Origin of the sequence: Rhodococcus sp. ACPA4, from assembly GCF_002300185.1 — a bacterium.
Taxonomy (GTDB): domain Bacteria; phylum Actinomycetota; class Actinomycetes; order Mycobacteriales; family Mycobacteriaceae; genus Rhodococcus_F; species Rhodococcus_F globerula.
The window spans coordinates 963293-982717 of the sequence record NZ_NSDY01000002.1 but is presented as its reverse complement, the minus strand read 5'-3'; the positions used below and the strand labels follow the sequence as shown (position 1 = coordinate 982717).

The 19425-nt window shown below is 63.2% G+C and carries 18 protein-coding genes; 9 read left to right on the top strand and 9 right to left on the bottom strand.

Annotated elements, in window-relative coordinates:
• Positions 1-94 precede the first annotated feature (94 nt).
• Positions 95-1675, top strand: a complete 1581-nt coding sequence (locus CJ178_RS27900; protein ID WP_095888467.1) for an SLC13 family permease — start codon at positions 95-97, stop codon at positions 1673-1675.
• A 24-nt stretch (positions 1676-1699) separates the two neighbouring features.
• Here CJ178_RS27900 and CJ178_RS27895 read toward each other — a convergent pair whose 3' ends face one another.
• The 6 genes from CJ178_RS27895 to CJ178_RS27870 all read right to left on the bottom strand — a co-directional run bounded on the left by CJ178_RS27895 (position 1700) and on the right by CJ178_RS27870 (position 8459).
• The gene (locus tag CJ178_RS27895) at positions 1700-2839 is read right to left on the bottom strand and encodes a PQQ-dependent sugar dehydrogenase (RefSeq protein ID WP_095888717.1); all 1140 of its coding nucleotides are present in this window, start codon (positions 2837-2839) and stop codon (positions 1700-1702) included.
• Between the two features lie 52 nt (positions 2840-2891).
• The gene (gene egtD / locus CJ178_RS27890) at positions 2892-3857 is read right to left on the bottom strand and encodes an L-histidine N(alpha)-methyltransferase (protein WP_033234291.1); all 966 of its coding nucleotides are present in this window, start codon (positions 3855-3857) and stop codon (positions 2892-2894) included.
• Positions 3854-4618 carry an ergothioneine biosynthesis protein EgtC gene (gene egtC / locus CJ178_RS27885; protein WP_095888466.1) on the bottom strand — a complete coding sequence of 255 codons (765 nt, stop codon included), beginning with the start codon at positions 4616-4618 and terminating at the stop codon, positions 3854-3856. Before egtC ends, egtD begins: the two co-directional genes overlap by 4 nt.
• A 1-nt stretch (position 4619) precedes the next feature.
• Entirely contained in the window at positions 4620-5927 is a 1308-nt protein-coding gene (gene egtB / locus CJ178_RS27880; protein ID WP_095888465.1) for an ergothioneine biosynthesis protein EgtB, read from the bottom strand.
• Positions 5927-7132 (bottom strand): ergothioneine biosynthesis glutamate--cysteine ligase EgtA, encoded by a 1206-nt coding sequence (egtA, locus tag CJ178_RS27875; RefSeq protein WP_033234288.1) that lies wholly within the window; start codon positions 7130-7132, stop codon positions 5927-5929. Before egtA ends, egtB begins: the two co-directional genes overlap by 1 nt.
• Before the next feature lie 94 nt (positions 7133-7226).
• Complete coding sequence (locus tag CJ178_RS27870; RefSeq protein WP_095888716.1) at positions 7227-8459, bottom strand: APC family permease; 1233 nt, start codon at positions 8457-8459, stop codon at positions 7227-7229.
• A gap of 56 nt (positions 8460-8515) precedes the next feature.
• Here CJ178_RS27870 and CJ178_RS27865 point away from each other — a divergent pair, with 56 nt between their 5' ends.
• The 4 genes from CJ178_RS27865 to pth all read left to right on the top strand — a co-directional run bounded on the left by CJ178_RS27865 (position 8516) and on the right by pth (position 12812).
• Entirely contained in the window at positions 8516-9697 is a 1182-nt protein-coding gene (locus tag CJ178_RS27865) for an aminotransferase class V-fold PLP-dependent enzyme (RefSeq protein WP_095888464.1), read from the top strand.
• Positions 9698-9784: 87 nt separating this feature from the next.
• Positions 9785-11248, top strand: coding sequence for an FAD-dependent oxidoreductase (locus tag CJ178_RS27860; protein ID WP_033234286.1), 1464 nt, complete (start codon positions 9785-9787; stop codon positions 11246-11248).
• A 286-nt stretch (positions 11249-11534) separates the two neighbouring features.
• Complete coding sequence (locus CJ178_RS27855; RefSeq protein ID WP_033234285.1) at positions 11535-12131, top strand: 50S ribosomal protein L25/general stress protein Ctc; 597 nt, start codon at positions 11535-11537, stop codon at positions 12129-12131.
• Positions 12132-12239: 108 nt separating this feature from the next.
• Positions 12240-12812, top strand: a complete 573-nt coding sequence (gene pth, locus CJ178_RS27850) for an aminoacyl-tRNA hydrolase (RefSeq protein WP_033234284.1) — start codon at positions 12240-12242, stop codon at positions 12810-12812.
• 3 nt (positions 12813-12815) lie between these two features.
• Here pth and CJ178_RS27845 read toward each other — a convergent pair whose 3' ends face one another.
• A complete protein-coding gene (locus tag CJ178_RS27845) occupies positions 12816-14450 on the bottom strand; it encodes a fatty acyl-AMP ligase (protein WP_033234283.1) in 1635 nt (544 codons plus the stop codon).
• Positions 14451-14641: 191 nt separating this feature from the next.
• Between CJ178_RS27845 and CJ178_RS27840 the strand changes: the two genes are divergently transcribed.
• From CJ178_RS27840 to CJ178_RS27830, 3 genes are all read left to right on the top strand, one after another.
• Positions 14642-16336, top strand: a complete 1695-nt coding sequence (locus CJ178_RS27840; protein ID WP_033234282.1) for a peptide chain release factor 3 — start codon at positions 14642-14644, stop codon at positions 16334-16336.
• Positions 16336-16986: a nicotinamide riboside transporter PnuC gene (gene pnuC / locus CJ178_RS27835; RefSeq protein ID WP_095888463.1), complete on the top strand. Its 651-nt coding sequence runs from the start codon at positions 16336-16338 to the stop codon at positions 16984-16986. The genes CJ178_RS27840 and pnuC overlap by 1 nt, the downstream gene beginning before the upstream one ends.
• A 153-nt stretch (positions 16987-17139) precedes the next feature.
• On the top strand, positions 17140-17730 hold the full coding sequence (locus CJ178_RS27830) for a hypothetical protein (protein WP_045069288.1): 591 nt from the start codon (positions 17140-17142) through the stop codon (positions 17728-17730).
• Between the two features lie 9 nt (positions 17731-17739).
• Here the strand turns inward: CJ178_RS27830 and CJ178_RS27825 are convergent, their stop codons facing one another.
• Both CJ178_RS27825 and CJ178_RS27820 read right to left on the bottom strand, forming a co-directional pair.
• The gene (locus tag CJ178_RS27825; RefSeq protein WP_095888462.1) at positions 17740-18399 is read right to left on the bottom strand and encodes a pyridoxine/pyridoxamine 5'-phosphate oxidase; all 660 of its coding nucleotides are present in this window, start codon (positions 18397-18399) and stop codon (positions 17740-17742) included.
• Entirely contained in the window at positions 18396-18899 is a 504-nt protein-coding gene (locus CJ178_RS27820) for a nuclear transport factor 2 family protein (RefSeq protein ID WP_033234278.1), read from the bottom strand. Before CJ178_RS27820 ends, CJ178_RS27825 begins: the two co-directional genes overlap by 4 nt.
• A gap of 313 nt (positions 18900-19212) precedes the next feature.
• Between CJ178_RS27820 and CJ178_RS32930 the strand changes: the two genes are divergently transcribed.
• Positions 19213-19380: a hypothetical protein gene (locus tag CJ178_RS32930; RefSeq protein ID WP_179300853.1), complete on the top strand. Its 168-nt coding sequence runs from the start codon at positions 19213-19215 to the stop codon at positions 19378-19380.
• Positions 19381-19425: the final 45 nt, after the last annotated feature.

Here is a 19425-nt window from a genome sequence, read left to right as displayed (position 1 = left end):
GCGTCCGTCCCTTCGACCCCGCCTCCTTCCGAGACGGGGTCGTTCTGTATGCGATGCAGGGCGGTAGCCGTGGTGGGAGGTAGCTTTACGAATCGTGAATGACATCACCATCACCTTTGTCGTGCTTGCCGTGGTTGTGGCTCTGTTTGTCCTAGGCAGAATTCCGGTCGGCATCATCGCGATCGGAACCGCACTGGCGCTGGCCGCAACCGGGGTGATCTCGGTGGAACAGGCACTGGCCGGATTCGGTGATCCCACAGTCATATTCATCGCCGCACTCTTTGTCGTCAGCGAAGCGCTCGACGCCACAGGAGTCACGACGTGGGCGGGCGAGAAACTTCTGACGAAGGTAGGCGATTCACGCGTTCGGTTGGTGAGCGCAATCATGTTGCTGGTCGCCGCACTGACAGCATTGATCAGTGTGAACGGTGCGGTAGCCGCATTGATCCCGATGGTGGTCGTCCTCGCGGTCCGACTCGGCCGGTCCACATCGCAACTGCTGCTCCCGCTCGCCTTTGCCGCGCATGCCGGTTCGATGCTCACGCTCACCGGCACACCGGTCAACATCATCGTCTCCGACGCCGCCGCCGACGCCGGTGTCGGCGCATTCGGCTTCTTCGACTTCACCTTGATCGGCGCGCCACTGGTTCTCGGAACCATTGCGATCGCAGTCTTTCTCGGTCCTCGCGTGTTGCCCCACCGCGCCGGGACGTCGATGTCACCGGACCTGAGCCGGCACGCCAAAACACTCGCACAGCAATACGCCGTCGCGGGCGGTTGCGATCAATCCGACGCGCCGCTGATCACCAAGGACGACGGTGTTGTCGAGGTGATCGTTCCGCCTCGTTCGGAGATCATCGGCGACAAGGTTTTCCCCGGCATGCTTACCGACAGTGGCGATCTGGTGGTTCTGGCCGCAGCGCGAGCCGGCGAGCCCTGTGGGCCTGGCGGTATCAGGCTCGCTGCCGGCGACACACTATTGCTGCAGGGCAGTTGGGACGACCTGGACACTCACACGTCCGTGGACCCGAACGTCCTTGTTGTCGACCCGCCTGCCTTGATCCGTAAGCAGGCCGCGCCGCTCGGAACCCGCGCGATCATGTCGCTGGTCGTTGTCGCCGCCATGGTGATCATGCTGACGTTCGGATTGGTCCCGTCCGCCGTCGCGGGTCTTCTTGCCGCCTGCGCGATGGTCCTGCTGCGCGTGATCAGCGTCGAACAGGCCCACCGCTCGATCTCGTGGACCACCCTCATCCTGGTCGGTGGAATGATCCCGCTTTCCACGGCAATTCAACAGACCGGCGCTGCCGAGAAACTCGCCCACGGTTTTGTCGACGTCATCGGCGGCGCCAGCCCGTACGTCGTTGTTGCCGGACTGTTCCTCGTCACCGCAACGCTCGGCCAGCTCATCAGCAACACCGCGACGGCATTGATCATCACGCCGATCGCAATTTCCGTCGCCTCCGAGCTGAACATCTCGGTGGTGCCGCTCCTGATGACCGTGACCGTCGCGGCCGCCGCGTCGTTCCTGACTCCCGTCGCAACCCCCGCCAACATGATGGTGATGGGCCCTGGCGGCTACAAGTTCGGCGACTACTGGAAGCTCGGACTCCCGATGCTCGTGTGGTTCCTCGTGGTTGCGACGGTTCTGATTCCGCTGATCTGGAGCTTCTGACACCTACTACGGCTGGTAATTCGGCTACGGAGACGGCGTCACGAGCAGCACCCGGTCGTTCTCGCCGTTGTCCGTGGTGACAAGAAGAGATCCGTTGGCCGTTGGCGTGACCGAACGCAGGCGTCCGTACTGATCTTCCAACCCGTACGTCTGGGCGTCGACGCTGCGGCCGTCGTCGCTCAGTCGCACGAAGATCAGTTTCTTGCTCTTGAGTCCACCGATGACGACGCTGCCGTCCCACGAACCCCATTGCGGGCCCGAGGCAAATGCCGCGCTCGCAGTTGCCAGCGTCGAGTTACCCGAACTCCATACCGCTTCGATCGCGCCCGGCACGCGGGACGGATCGGTCATCGGCACCGACTCGTCGTATGTTCCGGGCAACCGGTCCGGTCGGTAGCCGTAGTTTCCGCCGGGGGTGAGTAGATTCAGCTCGTCGTCGACGCTGGTGCCCTGCTCCACCGAATAGAGCCTGCCGGTTCCGGGTTGAACGGCCAATCCCTGAACGTTCCGGTGGCCGAGTGTGTACACGGGACTCGACGGGTTGGGGTTGCCCGCCGCCGGCGTGCCGTCCGCGTTGACGTGCAAGACCTTGCCGCCCAGCGAGTTCGGATCCTGCGGAACACTGGGCGTCGCGCTGTCACCCGTGCCGATCAACAGCGTTCCGTCTTCGGATGCAAGTATTCGGCAACCTCCGTGTCGCCCCGTCGAGACCGGGAGGCCGGACACCACGGTTCCGGTTCGCGTGAGTTCAGTCCATCCGGCGTCGACCGTCCACGAGATCACTCGAATATCCGTTACTCCCCCAGCGCTGAATCCCTGGCAGGTGTACAGGGTGCGGGACTGAGCGAAGTCGCGGGCAAGCGCGATTCCCATGAGTCCGGTCTCGGACCGAGCGTAGAGATCCGAAAGGTCTGCAGTGACGGGGCCGGTCGTGTTGTCACTGCGGCGAACGACAAAACCTCCGGACCGTTGCCCGGTGAGAACGGTTCCGTCGGGCGCCTGCACAACATCCCAGGGATGGTCCAGTCCGTCGAGGAGGGTGGTGACCTCGAGTTCCGGCAACGTGTCCTCGGTGGGGACTTCCGAACTGCTGCCAACAGATTCGAGATCCCCGGGTGGCGGAACCGTCTGAGCGGAGCATTGTGCCAACGGGATCGTGAGCATCACGATTGTCGCTGCAATCAGGACAGCGCGCCCGGATCCGAGTGCACCCAAGTCAGGCTCGCTCCGCACACAACAACGCGAACCGCTGATCGGCGTCGGTCCACACTTTCTGTAACCGAAAACCCGCAGCCTCCAACTCGGCAGTGATTCCGTCGACGGTGAATTTCGCGGAGATTTCCGTACGCAATTGCTCGCCCGCAGCGAAGGTGATATCCAGATCCAGGTCTTCGATCCGCACCGAAAGATCGCGGAGTGCTTCCAACCGCATCTCGATCCACTGGTTCTCGGCATCCCAGAGTGCGACGTGCCTGAACGCTTCCAGCGGGAAGTTGGCACCGAGTTGCTTGTTCAACACGCTGAGCACGTTGAGGTTGAACTGCGCCGTTACTCCCGCGCTGTCGTCGTATGCGGGAACCAGCACGGCCGGATCGGTCACCAACCCCACGCCGAGGATCAAGCTCTCACTCTGGCCGAGGACCTCGGCGACACCGGCGAGGAACTCTGCGCGCTCGCCCGGAATCAGATTCCCCAGCGTGCCGCCCAAAAACGCGACCGCTCGCCTGCCGCCGCTGGGAAGATGATGCAGCGAACCGGTGAAGTCGCTGACCACTCCGATGACGTCGATACCCGGAAACTCCGCGCTGATCGCCTTTGCCGCACCTTCCAACGCAGTCACCGAAACATCTTGCGGTACATAGGTATGCAGTGAATCAGACATCGCTTCCAGCAGGAGGCGCGTCTTCTCCGAGGAACCGGAACCCAACTCGATCAGCATCTTCGGTGTAGTCAACGATGCGATCTCGCCGGCGCACTCGGCCAGCAAAGCGCGTTCCGTGCGGGTGGGGTAATACTCGGGCAGCTCGGTGATCTGCTCGAAGAGTTCACTGCCTCGGGCGTCATAGAACCACACCGGCGCAAGCCACTTCGCCTGCGCGGTCAGGCCGGATCGAGCGTCGGACCGTAGTTGCTCGACAAGGTCGTCCGGAGTCAGAAAGATCTCGAGAATCGGGGTGCTCATCGTTCTCCCATCGGGATCGGGGTGATGATCAAATGCCCGGGGCGGGCGCAGACGAGGTGCCTGTCAGGAACTTGTTCCCACTGGGGTGAATCATCGAAGGGTTCGGACGCGACCAGTGCTTGCAACTCGTCGACGAGAACGTACAACGTATGGCCCCAGGTGCTGGCCCACAGTTCGTTCCCGTCGCCGAGCAGGAAATTCAGACGCGAACCTGGCGCCGCTGCTTCGACGTCGTGAATGACGGTGGTCAATGCGGCTTCCACCGACGTGCCCGTCAACGAAGATGCGTCCTGCAAGCGATGACGCAACAGGGCCCACAGCAGTGCCGAATCTGTTGGCGCCGACATGGTCAGCAGCGCGGCAGTCGGAACCTCCTGTGCAAGAGCGGCAACCGAACTCGGCCACCCGGTGAGGACTCCGTTGTGACTGAATGCGTAGGTAGTGTCGACAAAGGGTGCGCATGCGCCGACTTCGACGGCCATTCCCTCGGTCGCGGACCGCACCGCGGCCAGAACCGATCCGCTGCGGATATGTGAAAGCGTTTCCTCGACAGTGGGATCCGACCAGATCGGGGTACTACTTCGATACCGCCCCAACTGCCCGGCCGTCCACCAACTTACGCCGAAGCCATCGGCGTTGATGACTCCACCCTTGCGCATCTCACGGGGCGCCCACGACTGCTTCACCAGCGAATGGGTTCCGCCCTGCAGGAGATCTCGGACAAAGCGCGGCGGTCCGAGGTAGCCGAGATGTCGGCACATGTCAGACGTGCCCGGACAGTGTTCTGGCGCAGCGAAATCCGGAGAATATCTGACGCCGGATCGGATGATCCCAATTGCGGAAGGTGCCACGGCACGCAACGCTGTCGGTTCCGAACGAACCACCGCGCAGCATCTTGTAATCACCGCCGAAGAACACCTCGGAGTACTCACGGTATGGAAACGCGTGAAACCCCGGGTACGGATGGAAACCGGAAGACGTCCATTCCCACACGTCCCCGATCAACTGCTGCACGCCGTACGCCGACGCACCGTCGGGATATGCCCCCGCATCAGCCGGAGACAGATGCCGTTGGCCGAGATTGGCGCGAGTCTCGTCCGGTGCGTCATCGCCCCACGGGAATCGGCGGGACCGCCCGGATTCGGGATCCCACCGCGCCGCTTTCTCCCATTCGGCTTCGGTGGGAAGTCGCTTGCCGGCCCAGGTTGCATAGGCTTCGGCTTCGAAGTAGCTGACATGCACCACCGGGCGGCGAGTCGCTACCGGTTTGTCGGTGCCGAAAGACCGCTGCCACCACGTTGATCCGTCGCGTTCCCAGAACAAGGGCGCAGTGAGCTTGGCATCGATGCGATGACGCCACCCGACCCGCGACCACAGTTCGGGCCGGGAATACCCGCCGTCGTCGATGAATTCGATGAACTCACCGTTGGTAACCGGGAATCGGCCGATGGCATAGGGGCCCAGATACACCTGGTGAGCGGTTCTCTCGTTGTCGAGAGCCCACGGTTCGTCATCGGTACCCATCACAAACGGCCCGGCGGGAACGACCACCTCGTCATGAAGGGGCTTGCGCCGCACAGCGGGAGCTGGTGTGGCCACGAGTGCCGCAGGGCCGGAACGTAATTGGTGTGTCGCGAGCATACTTTCGGCGTGTTGCTGTTCGTGCTGGGCGATCATGCCGAACGCAAACCCGCTGCGTTCGAGTGGTTTTCCGTCGAAGTTGCTGTCAGCCAGAACGTCCAACACCTTGCCTCGAACCGTACGTATGTATTGACGCGATTCGGCCGGGTCCAAAAGTGGAAGCTCAGGCCGCGTGGGCCGCGAGTGTTTGAACGCGTCGTACATGTCGTCGATATCGCGCCTGACCGGTTCTCGCCCGCCCACATCGCGTACCAGCCACAGTTCCTCCTGGTTGCCGATATGGGCAAGATCCCACACCAGCGGACTCATGAGCGGCGAGTGCTGGGCGATCAACTCGGTGTCGTCGACACAATCGGTGAGCAGCAGCGAACGCGCTCGTGCCCGATCCAGGACGGTCTCGACCGCCTCCTTGGTGACCTCTGCCGACATCAGGTTCCCTCGACCGGTGCCAGGCCCCGACAACACCGCTCGGCCGCACGATCGAGGAGACGAACAAACTCGGGATCAGGCGCATACGACGCTGCGAGCGACATCAGAGATGTTGCTGCCGAACGTAATTCGACGTCCACCAGCCCGTATTCCGCGGCATCACGCCAGCGGCCCGCCGTCGATGCCGCGGCATCGCTTGCTTCCTGCATCACTGCAGGCCCGGACAGCAGCGCATCGATCGCGGCTATCGGCACGCGCCACAGATCGCCGGGTTGAGCGTCGATGTACCTCACCTCCAGATGTCCTGCCGCACGGACCGGCGGAAACATCGTGGACAGGTGGTAATCCAGATCCTCGGACGTGGGCGCACGACCTATGTCGGATTCGAGTGCCCCGTCGATCCAGTCGCCAAACGTGGCGCCCCGCGGCGCAGTCCAGTCTTCGGAACTGTTCCGGACACACATCAGCGGGACGTTCAAGGCCCACTGCGCATAATCGGCGGCATCGACGACGGGCATAGTGCGCCTGGCATCAAGTTCGAGCCACGTCCGCATCCGTTGCGACGCCCACTCACCTCGCGGAATCCCTTCCAGCTGTGGCGAACACGCAAATGCGGCGATCAGAGCCGGTCCGATGTCGCCGAGGAGTCGCCACCGCCGCGCTATAGCTTCTTGGCTTCCACCCGCATCGACGCTCACCTGCACGGCGGCGGTGTTGCACATCATGAGGGTTCCGTACGGCCCGATAGAGGCAAACTGATGTTCCATGGCGCAGTATCGGGGCAGTCGCAGCAAGCGGTGTGGTTCACGCAGCTCATCCGCCGAACCGTCGTACATCTCGATGGACTGATCGTGCAGAAGTGCACTCAACACGCGGTGGTCTTCACCCAGGTAGTCGCATACTTCGCGGGCTGACGTGCGCGGCGCCGAGGAAAGTTCGATCTGACCGCCCGGTTCGACGGTCACATAACTTCCACCCGGAAGTGGGGCGCCAGGAGATTCCGGGTCGATGCTGGTGGGCGTATGTTTACCCAGCGCGTGGGCCAGCGCTTCGAGCGACGGACGACCACCACCGGCATCCCTGGTCAGCCATTCGACCTCGGTCCCGATGAGTCGCGGCGGGCCCTGTTTGAAGCACACCCCACCGATGTATGCCTCGGCGGCGGGACGTGAGTCCAGCGTCGTTTCCAGTACTGCGGTTGCCATTCGACTTCCCCTTTGGGTATGTCTAGCGGTTCGCGGGCTCTAGCGGTTGTACCGACGATAGAGCCCGCACACACCGATTGCACCCTTTGCCGTGTTACGTGTCGCCAAATTTTTTCAGTCGTATCCACCGGTACCCACAACCCAGAAGAACAACACCTGTCCCCGCCGCAACTGCCGAAGTAGGCAGCGTGAACGCCAGGACCGCACATCCCAGCGCTCCGACAACCTGAAGCCAGCGCGGGAACATCCGATCCGCGCCGCCTTGGGTATACGCACTGACATTTGCCACTAGGTAGTACACCAGCACCCCGAACGACGAAAACCCGATCACACCACGCAGATCGACCATCGAGACCAGTGCGATCACGATCGCTCCGACAGTCAGTTCAGCGTGATGTGGCACAGAAAATTTGGGGTGAACCGCTGCGAAAGTCGGGGGCAGATCCCGTTCCCGGCCCATCGCCATCGCGGTTCTGCTCACTCCCGCGATCAGCGCCAACAGCGCACCAGCGGATGCGGCGGCGGCGCCGACGACCACAATCGGTTCAGCCCACCCCCACCCGGAAAGCGCGACGGCATCCGCGAGCGGACGGGTCGACTCCGCAAGTCTCTCCTGCCCCAGAGTAACCAGAAGAACCACCGCTACCAGTGCATAGATGACTACCGCAGCTCCCAGTGCTATCAGGATTGCGCGTGGAATTGTGCGCCGAGGATCCCGGACTTCCTCCCCCAGAGTCGCGATGCGGGCGTACCCGGCAAAGGCGAAGAACAGTAACCCCGCCGATTGCAGAACCCCGTACCAGGAGCCGAAGACAACGTCAGGCATCGCACGATGAGCGCCCGGCCCCCACAGCGATACGCACAAACCCACGCCGATTGCCGTCACGGACATCGCGACGATCCCTCGCGCCATCTGCGCGGTCCTGGTGACACCGCGATAGTTCACCGCGACCAGCAGCACCACCAGCGCCACGGCGACGGGCTTCCGATACGGTTCGGGTACAACGTAAGTCGCGAAGGTCAACGCCATCGCCCCGCAGCTCGCGATCTTCCCGATCACAAACGACCACCCCGCAATGAACCCCCACCACGGCCCGAGTTGCTCACGTCCGTAGACGTACGTCCCGCCTGAGGTCGGATAACGCGCGGCCAGTTGCGCCGACGACGTGGCGTTGCAGTACGCCACGAATGCCGCGATCGCCAGACCGAACATCAATCCCGTGCCGGCCGCTGCCGCTGCCGGCGCGAACACCACGAACACTCCGGCACCGATCATCGCGGCAAGGCCGATCACCACGGCGTCGAACGTCCACAGGGTGCGGTCCATCGGTATAGCTTCGTTCACAGAGCCTTTGAACCACACCGAAGTGAACGGATGGTGCCATGTTCGACCTCACCTCGATCCGCCGCGACACCCCTGGGTGCCTCGACAAAGCGTTCCTCGACAGCGCCGGATCCTCGCTACCGCCCGAACCGGTATTGACGGCGATGATCGAGCATCTGCGTCTGGAAGCCGACGTCGGCGGCTACGTCGCCGCAGATCGCCGCAGCGATGCCCTGGCTGCGGTTCCACACTCACTGGCCCGGGTGATCGGCGCCCAGCCTTCGGATATCGCCTTGACCGACAGCGCAACCCGCGCCTGGAACGACTTTTTTGCAGCCGTGCCCTTGAGCCCGGGCGACCGCGTCCTGATCTGCGGTGTCGAGTACGCCAGCAACGCCATCGCCGCGCTGGGGCGGGCGCGGTCGACCGGCGCGAAGGTCGAGGTGATTCCGAGCGATTCCGACGGCCGGATCGACCTCGACGCACTCGAAGCGATGCTCGACGACCGTGTCCGCGTCATCTCGGTTGTCCACGCCCCCACGAACAGCGGCCTGGTCAACCCGGTCCGTGAGGTTGTCGAACTGGCCGCGCGACACGGCGCACTGGTGCTTCTCGACGCGTGCCAATCGGTCGGCCAACTGCCCATCGACGTGGCTGCCCTCGGCGTCGACGCGTTGAGCGCCACGGGTCGCAAGTGGCTTCGGGGCCCACGGGGAACGGGGTTTCTGTACGTGCGTCCCGGACTGGCAACCGCGCTCGAACCTGCCGCGATGGACCTGCACGGAGCGGACTGGACCCACCCCGATTCCTATGTGCCCGCGCCGGATGCCACACGATTCGAACTGTGGGAAACCAGTGTCGCGGCTCGCCTCGGACTCGGCGCCGCGGCGGACTACCTCTTGTTGCTGGGGACGGAAACCGTTGCGCAGCAGATCGAATCGAGGGCGAACTATCTTCGGGCGGGCCTGGGCGCGCTGTCCGGTGTCACAGTCCAGGATCGTGGACCCATCCTCAGCGGCATCGTCTCGTTCACCTTGGACGCGGTTCCGGCCGCCGAAGTCCGCAGTCGACTTGCGATGCAGAGCATCACTGTGACGGTGAGCAGCCGCGGATCGACACTCCTCGACATGACAGCGCGCGGGCTCGACGCCGTCGTCAGAGCGTCCCCGCACTGTTTTGTCGACGAGAATGATCTAGACAGTTTTCTCGGCGCGGTACGGGATTTGAGCGTCTCCCGATGACCGGGATCACAGCGGGCGGGAGACGAGCGGAGCTGCAAATCTTGACTCTCACCTGATCAGTTCATTTTTTGCGAGAGGACGCCGCCCATGGCCGACGCCACAATTTCCCCGATTTCCGTTTCCGACATCTCTAGCTGGGACTTCGAAGCCGACGTGGTTGTCGCCGGCTACGGAATCGCCGGAGTCACCGCGGCAATCGAGGCTGCCCGCGCGGGCGCCGACGTGCTCGTGCTCGAGCGAACCGGCGGTTGGGGCGGTGCCGCGTCACTGGCCGGCGGCTTCATCTACCTGGGCGGCGGCACTGCGCTGCAGAAGGCATGCGGATTCGACGACACCGTCGACAACATGAAGACATTCATGAAAGCCGCACTCGGCCCGGGAACCGACGACGCCAAGATCGATGCCTACTGCGAAGGCAGCGTCGATCACTACAACTGGCTCGTCGACGCCGGCGTTCCGTTCAAGGAGTCGTTCTGGGGTCAGCCCGGCTGGGAACCGCCCTTCGACGACGGCCTCATGTACTCCGGCGGTGAGAACGCCGCGCCGTTCAACACGCTGGTCGATCCCGCGCCCCGTGGACACGTTCCGCAGATGTCCGAGAAGAAGACCGGCGAGCAGGGCGGCGGCTACATGCTGATGAAGCCGCTCGTCGAGACGGCCGAAAAGCTCGGCGTCCGAGCAGAATACGATTTGCGCGTCCAGACTCTGGTGGTCGACGGCCCCCGCGTGGTCGGCGTTGTCGCCAAGCGTTACGGCAAGGATGTCGCGATCCGCGCCAACAAGGGTGTTGTGCTGGCGATGGGCAGCTTTGCCTACAACAACGAGATGGTGCGCTCCAACGCGCCGCGTATCTTCGGCCATCCGGCCGCTTCCATCGAGGCGCACGACGGTCGCGCGATCCAGATCGGCCAGGCACTCGGCGCCGACACCGCGCATATGGACGCCACCGAGGTTGCGTTCTTCTGCGACCCGCAGTTGATGGTGCGCGGCATTCTCGTCAACGGCCGTGGTCAGCGATACATCCCCGAGGACACCTACCCGGGCCGCATCGGCCAGGCAACGCTGTTCCAGCAGGACAATCAGGCTTTCCTCATCATCGACGAAGCCGCATACGAGGAAGGCATCGCCGCCGAATCGTCCAGTGCGCAGTTGCGCGCGCAACCGACGTGGGTAGCGGAAACGGTCGAGGAACTCGAAGCCGAAATGGGGCTTCCCGTCGGCTCGCTGCAATCCACTGTCGATCTCTACAACCGTCACGCCGAGTCGAACTCCGACCCGGTGCTTGGCAAGAAGCCCGAGTGGGTCAAGCCGATCGTCGGCCCGTTCGCCGCGATCGACCTGCGCGGTCGCACCGGCGGCTTCACACTCGGCGGGTTGAAGACAACCGTCGATTCCGAGGTTCTGCACGTCTCCGGCGAGCCGATCCCCGGACTGTTCGCTGCGGGCCGCTGCACGTCCGGTGTCTGCGCGGGCGGCTACGCCAGCGGAACCAGCCTCGGCGACGGCAGCTTCTTCGGGCGTCGCGCCGGAATCAGCGCGGCCCGCTCCTGATGCAGCAGTGAACTGAACACAGCGGGAAGTACCGGAACTCGTGCGGCGATTCGCGGCGACGCGCGAGTTCCGGTACTGTATGGAACGTTGTCTCGGCGAGGGTGAATCGCAGCTGCTCCACTAACTGCAGGTTTTCCGTGATCGACGCGGCTACGGCTCAGCTCGAGCGTTTCGCTCCTGGCCGTGTGCGCGCCTGTCCACTTTCCGAAGGCAGAATCTGTCGCCGACAGAACCACACGTCAGTAAACCGAGCACGAACCCCGTGAGTTGTAGGAGCCGTTTCATCATGTCTGAAGAGAACAACCTCGTCGCTGTCGTCCGCACCGAATTCGGCAAGGGCGCAGCTCGCCGCGCACGCCGCGACGGCCTGGTCCCCACGGTTCTGTACGGCCACGGTGAAGACCCCAAGCACCTCAACGTCGTCGCTCGCGACTTCGCTTCCATCCTCCGCGCACACGGCACCAACGCTGTGCTGACGCTCGACATCGACGGCACGGAGCAGGTTGCACTGACCAAGTCGGTCGTCGTGCACCCCATCCGCAACTACATCGAGCACGCTGACCTCCTCGTCATCAAGAAGGGCGAGAAGGTCACGATCGACGTTCCCGTCGTCGTCACCGGTGACGCAGCTGCAGGCACCATGGTCGCTCAGGATGCCGCCACCATCTCCCTCGAGGCTGACGCGCTGCACATCCCCGAGCAGATCGAGGTTTCCGTCGAGGGCCTCGAGGCCGGCACCCAGATCCTGGCAAGCCAGCTCGAACTCCCCAAGGGCTCGACCCTGCAGGCAGATGCAGACGTGCTGATCGTCAACGTCACCGCAGCAGCTACCGAAGCTTCGGAAGAAGCAGCAGCGGCAGCGGCAGCAACCGAAGAGGCCTGATCCTCGCGTTCTCCTCGAGAACACAGCTTGTGCGCGGCGCGTCATTCCGAGTTTCGGAGTGACGCGCCGTTTGCGCGTCCACTCCCCTGTCGGTAAAGGAAATCTCCGATGAGCACAGATACAGCCCTGGTGATCGGACTCGGTAACCCCGGCCCGCAGTACGAAAAGACCCGGCACAACATCGGGTTCATGGTTGCCGGCACCCTGGCGGGCCGGATGGGCGGAAAGTTCAACGCGCACAAGAAGAGTGGGGCCGAGATCGTCGAAGGCCGCTTGGCCGGCCGACGCGTGATCCTCGGCAAGCCGCGCTCGTACATGAACCTCTCCGGTGGTGCCGTGGCCGGCCTGGCCCGGTTCTTCTCGGTTGACCCGTCGAACATCATCGTCGTTCACGACGAGCTGGATCTCGACTTCGGAACCATCCGCCTCAAGCTGGGCGGCGGCGAGGGCGGCCACAACGGCTTGCGCTCCATCTCGAGTTCACTCTCCACCAAGGACTACCTGCGTACGCGCGTCGGCATCGGCCGCCCGCCCGGCCGGATGGACCCGGCCGACTACGTACTCAAGCCGTTCTCCGCAGCCGAGCGCAAAGAACTCGATCTGGTCTGCGAAGAAGCCGCAGACGCAGTGGAGTTACTCCTCGAACTTGGACTCGAAGCAGCGCAGAATCGCCTGCACTGACCTTCACTTTCCGATCAGGGCGGCGGAGTTGGACCGTCGCAGTTTTCCCGACGACGTTTTCGGGATACTGCCGGGCCCCAGAACCGCGACGGCGCGTGGCCGCAGACCCACTTCGGAGAACACCGCCCGGATCACATCGTGCTCGATACGGGAAACTTCCTCGGGGTCCTCGAACGCGTTGGTCTCGACGGCAACTGCAAAGCTCTCTCGCTTCCGTCCGGCGTCGAGCCGAACAGCCACCGCATTTCCGGGTCGCACCCCGACCACCGTCGCGGCTGCCCGCTCGATATCGGTGGGATAGACATTGCGGCCGCCCATGATAATGACGTCCTTGACCCTCCCACACACCACGACGAGGCCCTCTTCGGTGAGGTAGCCGACGTCGCCGGTGTTGAACCAGCCGTCGGCGCCATGCGCGGATCGGCGACCTTCGGTGGTGATGTACCCGTGTGTGACGGCCTTGCCTCGAACCTCGATGATTCCGACGCCTCGGGCCGGCAGCACCTCCCCATCTCCGTCGACGACGCGGCCCTCCAAGTCCGGAACAAGTCTCCCCAGAGTCGCGAGAGCCCGCGCGTTGGGCCGGTTCGAAGGAACCGCCCGCGACATCGCATCGAGAAAATCGGGATCCACGTAGTCGACGATCGCCCCTTGACCCGGGTCTGGGATGGACACCGCCAGAGTTGTCTCGGCCATGCCGTAGGCCGGTGCGAGCGCCGTCGGGTTCAATCCGAACCGTGCCCCGGCCTTGGTGAGGGCGTCCAAGGTGTCGGGGTCGACGGGTTCTGCCCCGTTCCACATGTAGCGGACCGTGGAGAGATCCACAGCGCCGTCCTCCGCTTGCGCCAGCCGTCGAGCAAGAAGCGAGTACGCGAAATTCGGTGCGGCCGTGACCGTTCCACCGTACTTTCCCATCAGCTCCGCCCACAGGATCGGGCTGCGGAGAAAGTCCAACGGCGTGATGCTGACGACCTCGGCCCCCAATTGCATGGGAACACTGAGGAATCCGACCATTCCCATGTCGTGGAAGAGCGGGAGCCAACTCACCATGACGTCCTCGTCGATCGAGAACTTGATGCGATTGACCATCGCGTACGCGTTGACGTGAAAGTTCTCGTGCGTGATCTGCACAGCTTTCGGCGAACCGGTCGAGCCTGACGTCAACTGCTGCAGAGCGATATCCGATTCCGCGGTGTCGACCGGATCGATCGCCCGACCCGTTCGCAGTTCGTCGATCGTGACCACCGTGATGCCGCTGGCTTCGAGGAGTGGTTTTGCCGCGTCGAACGGGCTCCCGACAATGACCGCCCGCGCGGCGATCATGTCGATCACCTTCTGGGTGTCCTGCGCCCACACCGCCAGATCGGTTCGCGGTGTCGGCTGGTGCAGCATGGTCACGGAAGCGCCGCGCATCCAACTCGCCTGACAGGCCGGCGCGATGTCCACCGGTTGACCGGCCAGGATTCCGACCGCGACCCCGTGATCGATCCCGGCGTCGGCCAATCCACCCGCCATCCGGCGCGCTTGCCGATGAATGTCGCTCCAGGTCTGCCGCAACGGGCTATCCGGTTCGCCCGTCACCATGCCGTGATCGCTGACAGCGGCACTCTTGTACATCTCGTCGGTGAATTTGCTCAATGCTGCTCCTCAGAACGCCTGAATACAGTGCCGAACCCGTCATGTGATCCAGCGCACACCTATCTGGATAATCAGACAAAGTTCGCCGAGTGTTACTGCAAATTCGTGGGCGAGTATCCTTTCTCTGTTGTGCGTCCGCACCCGTGCTTCATCGCGCTACGCCCACTACTCCCACTGCGAGAGGTTCTTCGTTGACTACCCCGTCCGACTCGACTGTCCCCACCGACTCGACTGTCCAGTCCGACACCGGTGCCACATCCGCTCCGGTCAGCACGAAGGGCCTCGCGGCCGAAGCTGCACGTCGTCGCACCTTTGCCGTCATCTCACACCCCGACGCCGGTAAGTCGACGCTCACCGAAGCGCTGGCCCTGCACGCAAAAAAGATCTCCGAAGCCGGCGCGGTCCACGGCAAGGCCGGACGCAAGTCGACGGTCTCGGACTGGATGGAAATGGAGAAAGCCCGCGGCATCTCCGTCAGTTCCACCGCGCTGCAGTTCAACTACCACTCGTCCGAGACCCCCGACGATCAGATCAACGTCATCAATCTCGTCGACACCCCCGGCCACTCCGACTTCTCCGAGGACACGTACCGCGTCCTGACTGCCGTCGACGCGGCTGTCATGCTCATCGACGCCGCCAAGGGCCTCGAACCGCAGACGCTCAAGCTGTTCCAGGTGTGTCGTCACCGCGGCATCCCCGTCATCACGGTCATCAACAAATGGGACCGTCCCGGCCAGACCCCGCTCGAATTGCTGGACGAGATCAGTGAGCGCATCGGCCTCACACCTACTCCCCTGTACTGGCCCGTCGGCATCGCCGGAGACTTCCGCGGCCTGCTGCGACGCGGCGAGGACGGCGAAGCTCGCGAATACGTCCGGTTCACCCGCACCGCCGGTGGCGCAAAAATCGCTCCCGAAGAAATCATGGACGCCGACGCCGCCCTCGCCAAGGAAGGCTCCGAGTGGGAAACCGCGGCTGAGGAGAGTGAACTGCTCTCGGCTACCGGCCAGGACCACGATCAGGAAATGTTCCTTGCCGGGCAGACGTCCCCGGTGATCTTCGCGTCCGCCATGCTCAACTTCGGTGTCCGCCAGATCCTCGACACCCTGGTCGAGTTGGCGCCGCCGCCGCGTGCCCGCGACGACATCAACGGCAAGCCGCGCGAGGTCACCGATCCGTTCAGTGCAGTGATCTTCAAGGTTCAGGCCGGCATGGACACCGCGCACCGTGACCGCTTGGCGTTCATGCGCATCGTCTCGGGCGTCTTCGAGCGCGGAATGGTTGTCACGCACGCCCAAACCGGCAAGCCCTTCACGACCAAGTACGCGCAGACGGTATTCGGCCGTGAACGTTCCACCGTCGAGTCCGCGTTCCCCGGCGACGTCGTCGGCCTGGTCAACGCCACCGCACTCGCACCCGGCCACACGCTGTACACCGAAAAGAAGACCGAGTTCCCGCCGATCCCGTCCTTCGCGCCGGAACACTTCTCGATCCTGCGTGCCGAGAGCGCCGGAAAGTACAAGCAGTTCCGCCGTGCCGTCGACCAACTCGATTCCGAGGGCGTCGTGCAGATTCTCCGCAACGACATCCGTGGCGACGCGTCGCCCGTCATGGCGGCTGTCGGCCCCATGCAGTTCGAGGTCGTCGCTGCTCGGATGAAGGCGGAATTCAACGTCGAAGCCAAGATGGAACCGCTCGGCTACGCACTGGCACGACGCACCGACGCCGCATCCGAGGTCGAGCTGAACCGTCAGCGCGGCGTAGAGGTCTTCACGCGCTCGGACGGTGTCCTGCTCGCCTTGGTCAGCGACAAGTGGCGCCTGCAGTACATCCAGAAGGAACTCCCCGACCTGACGCTCGAACCACTCGTCGCCGCTGCAGACTGATGAGCCTGATCGAGGCGCTGTTCGACGCCGAACTTCACATCGGCAGCGCCACGATCTTGTGGCGGGAGATCATCGGGAACACCTTCGGCATCGGCTCGGCAATTGCCGGGGCCCGGCGTTCAGTATGGGCATGGCCTGTCGGTATCGCCGGAAATGCCTTGCTGTTCACCGTGTTCATGGGTGCGCTGTTCCATACGCCGCAGGAACTCAATCTCTACGGCCAAGCCGGCCGCCAGTTGCTGTTCATCACCGTCAGCATCTACGGGTGGATGCAGTGGCGGCGCGGTGCACGCAGTTCCGGCGACGCCGTCTTGCCGCACTGGGCGAGCGCACGCGAACGTCTGGCGATGGTCACCGTCATGGCAAGTGGCACAGTGATTTTCGCCTGGGTCTTCACGGTCCTCGGCTCGTACGGCGCGTGGGCAGAAGCCTGGATCTTCACCGGGTCGATCCTCGCCACCTACGGCATGGCCCGCGGCTGGACCGAGTTCTGGCTCATCTGGATCGGCGTCGACGCGGTGGGCGTTCCCTTACTCTTCCGCGCCGGCTACTACCCTTCGGCGATCCTCTATCTCGTTTACGCCTTCTTTGTCGTGTGGGGATTCCTGGCGTGGCTGAAGATTCAACGGCGCACTGCGGTACCCGCGTAGTGATCACTGCGGTACCCGCGTAGCGATCACTGCCGAAGGCGCGTTAGGCAAAACCGACTCCTGGTATGTTTACTGAAATTGTGCAAACCTATGGTCTGTTTACGGGCCTGTCCGACTACGGGCACCAGGAGCACACAGCATCAGGAGCGCACGATGGAAGACACGACTTCGCATGGAGCAAGTAACCCCACCGGGTCGACAAACGGGGCCACCAACGGTTCCGCACATCGACCCGCCAATGGATCACATGGTGGGCTCACCAACGGCTCCGCCAGTTCCACAGCAACAGCCAACCCTGCGCCAAGTAAGCCGACCGACGCCTTCAGCTTTGCACTTCCGACTGACAGCACTGCACTTCCGACTCACGACACTGCACTCCCCACCTACAGCACCGCAGCACACAGCAGCGGAGAGGACCCGTCCATGCCTGCCGCAACACCCACACCTTCCCGTGAATCGTCGCGCAACCTCGAGACTCGTAGCCGCACCGTTGTCCGACGCGACGCCATGGGCGTAGCCGCAGTTCGTGTTGCCGGACGCCTCACCCACACCGAACTTCTTGCCAACCAGGCATCGCCGTCCAGTTCGCATTCGTCGGATCCGACGATTGATCTGGACGAGCTACTGACCATGCTCGGCAGCTACCTGCTCTCGTCGGGGTTCGAGCATCCCGAGATTCACGCAAAGCTCGGCGGGCAGTCCATCGTCGTCAACCTCGTGTCGCCGGAGATCAGCGCGACGTAGCACGACCGGTCAGGGCCACAGGACCTCACGGAGATAATCGCCGTTTTCGGTGCGGCGATACTGCCACCGCTGGTGCCGACGGCCTTGGTCCGCTTGCCAGAACTCGACCGTATCGGGAACCAGGCACCATGCACGCCAGTTCTCGCAGACATAGCCTGGATCTTTGTCGATGCGCGCCACGGCTTCTTCGACAACTCGGTTGTACTCGTCCGGGTCGGTCAGTACCTGACTTGTCCGGCTCGCTGCCGCCACGGCTCTCGCTGTGACGGAGCGCTCGACAAAGTCAGCGTCCCTGACCGGCCCGGTTTCGGTTTCCACTGATCCCCTGATTCGGATCTGACGCCCTTGCTCGCGCCAGTAGAACGCCAATGACGCATGCGGATTCGCTTGCAGCTCAATCCCCTTCATGGAAACCGAGCTGCCGGAAAACCAAAATCCAGCGTCCGTCACATCTTTGAGGATCAAGTAGCGGGTATCGGGGACACCGCTTTCGTCGACGGTGGACAGCGCGCACACGTGTGGTTCGCGAACACCGGCGGCTACGGCTTCACGCAGCCAGTCCACGAACAGGTCGTTCGGACGGTCGGGAAAGGTCGACGGTGCCTGCGGGGGTGTCCCGGTCAGCGCGGGCAGTCCTCGAATCCAGGACCGGATATCTTCGCCCGTCACCCTGCGGACACAGCCGGAATCGAGTTACCGTACGAGTTCGGCTGCAACATGGCCCACTTGTTCGACGTCAGCCGAAAGCTCGGCATGTCCGAGAGCGACATCACCGACTCCCAGGTCCGCTCGTAACTGGTATGCGAGATCCTCCACTTACCGTCGCTGCACAGGGCATACCTGTCGTGATAAAAAGCCGAACCGCGCATCAGCATGCCGTCCTCCGGCACCACGACGGTATCGGCGAGGCACCACACCCCGGTCGCTGTGTCACCGTCGACGTCGATCTCCGGTTGGCCACACTGATGCTCGGTGATGACATGGGAGCCGAGAGTGTTCTCGAGGAAAGACACAAAAGAATCACGGGAGTCGAAACTGAGTTGCTCACCGTAGATTGCGGTGGCGTCAACCGTCAAGGTGTCTGCGAATTCGACCCAGGATTTAGTATCCAACGAACGCGCATATCGGTACTTGAGCCGTTGGATGTGCACAATCGCTTCGAGATCCATGATCCTCGCCTCTCGTGGAGCAACCACCCGAATCAATCTGAACCATAACCCGCAACGGAATGAATCGGGCATTACCTTCTAAGTTAGTAGATAAGTCACCGGACCACACGCCTTTCGAGGCCGTCGAGCATGATCGTGATCTTGTCGTAAAGCCAAGCCTTCCCGCGACACGTCGATTCGCCGCCAACTCTCTCCAAGCCGATGTATCGGATGCATTCCTACCGTCCTGGCGCGCCTGCAGCGCCAAACGCCCACACCATCAGGCGCACAATACGATCCGCACAACCATTCCGACTGCCGCCATCCTGTTTCGATGGCGTTGATTCATCCGCGCACTTACCACCGGGCCGCGGGTGAGACGTTGGATACCCACTTCTACGACCGATCCAACGGTCGTCGATACAACGATCTGATCAGCGTTCACCACCTGCGGCATGGCGCGATCACGAGCAGGGCGTCATTCACGGTCTCGAGGCAATAAGGCCGGAACTAGTGGCAGCGAGTCTGGTTGTCGACTGACGGATCG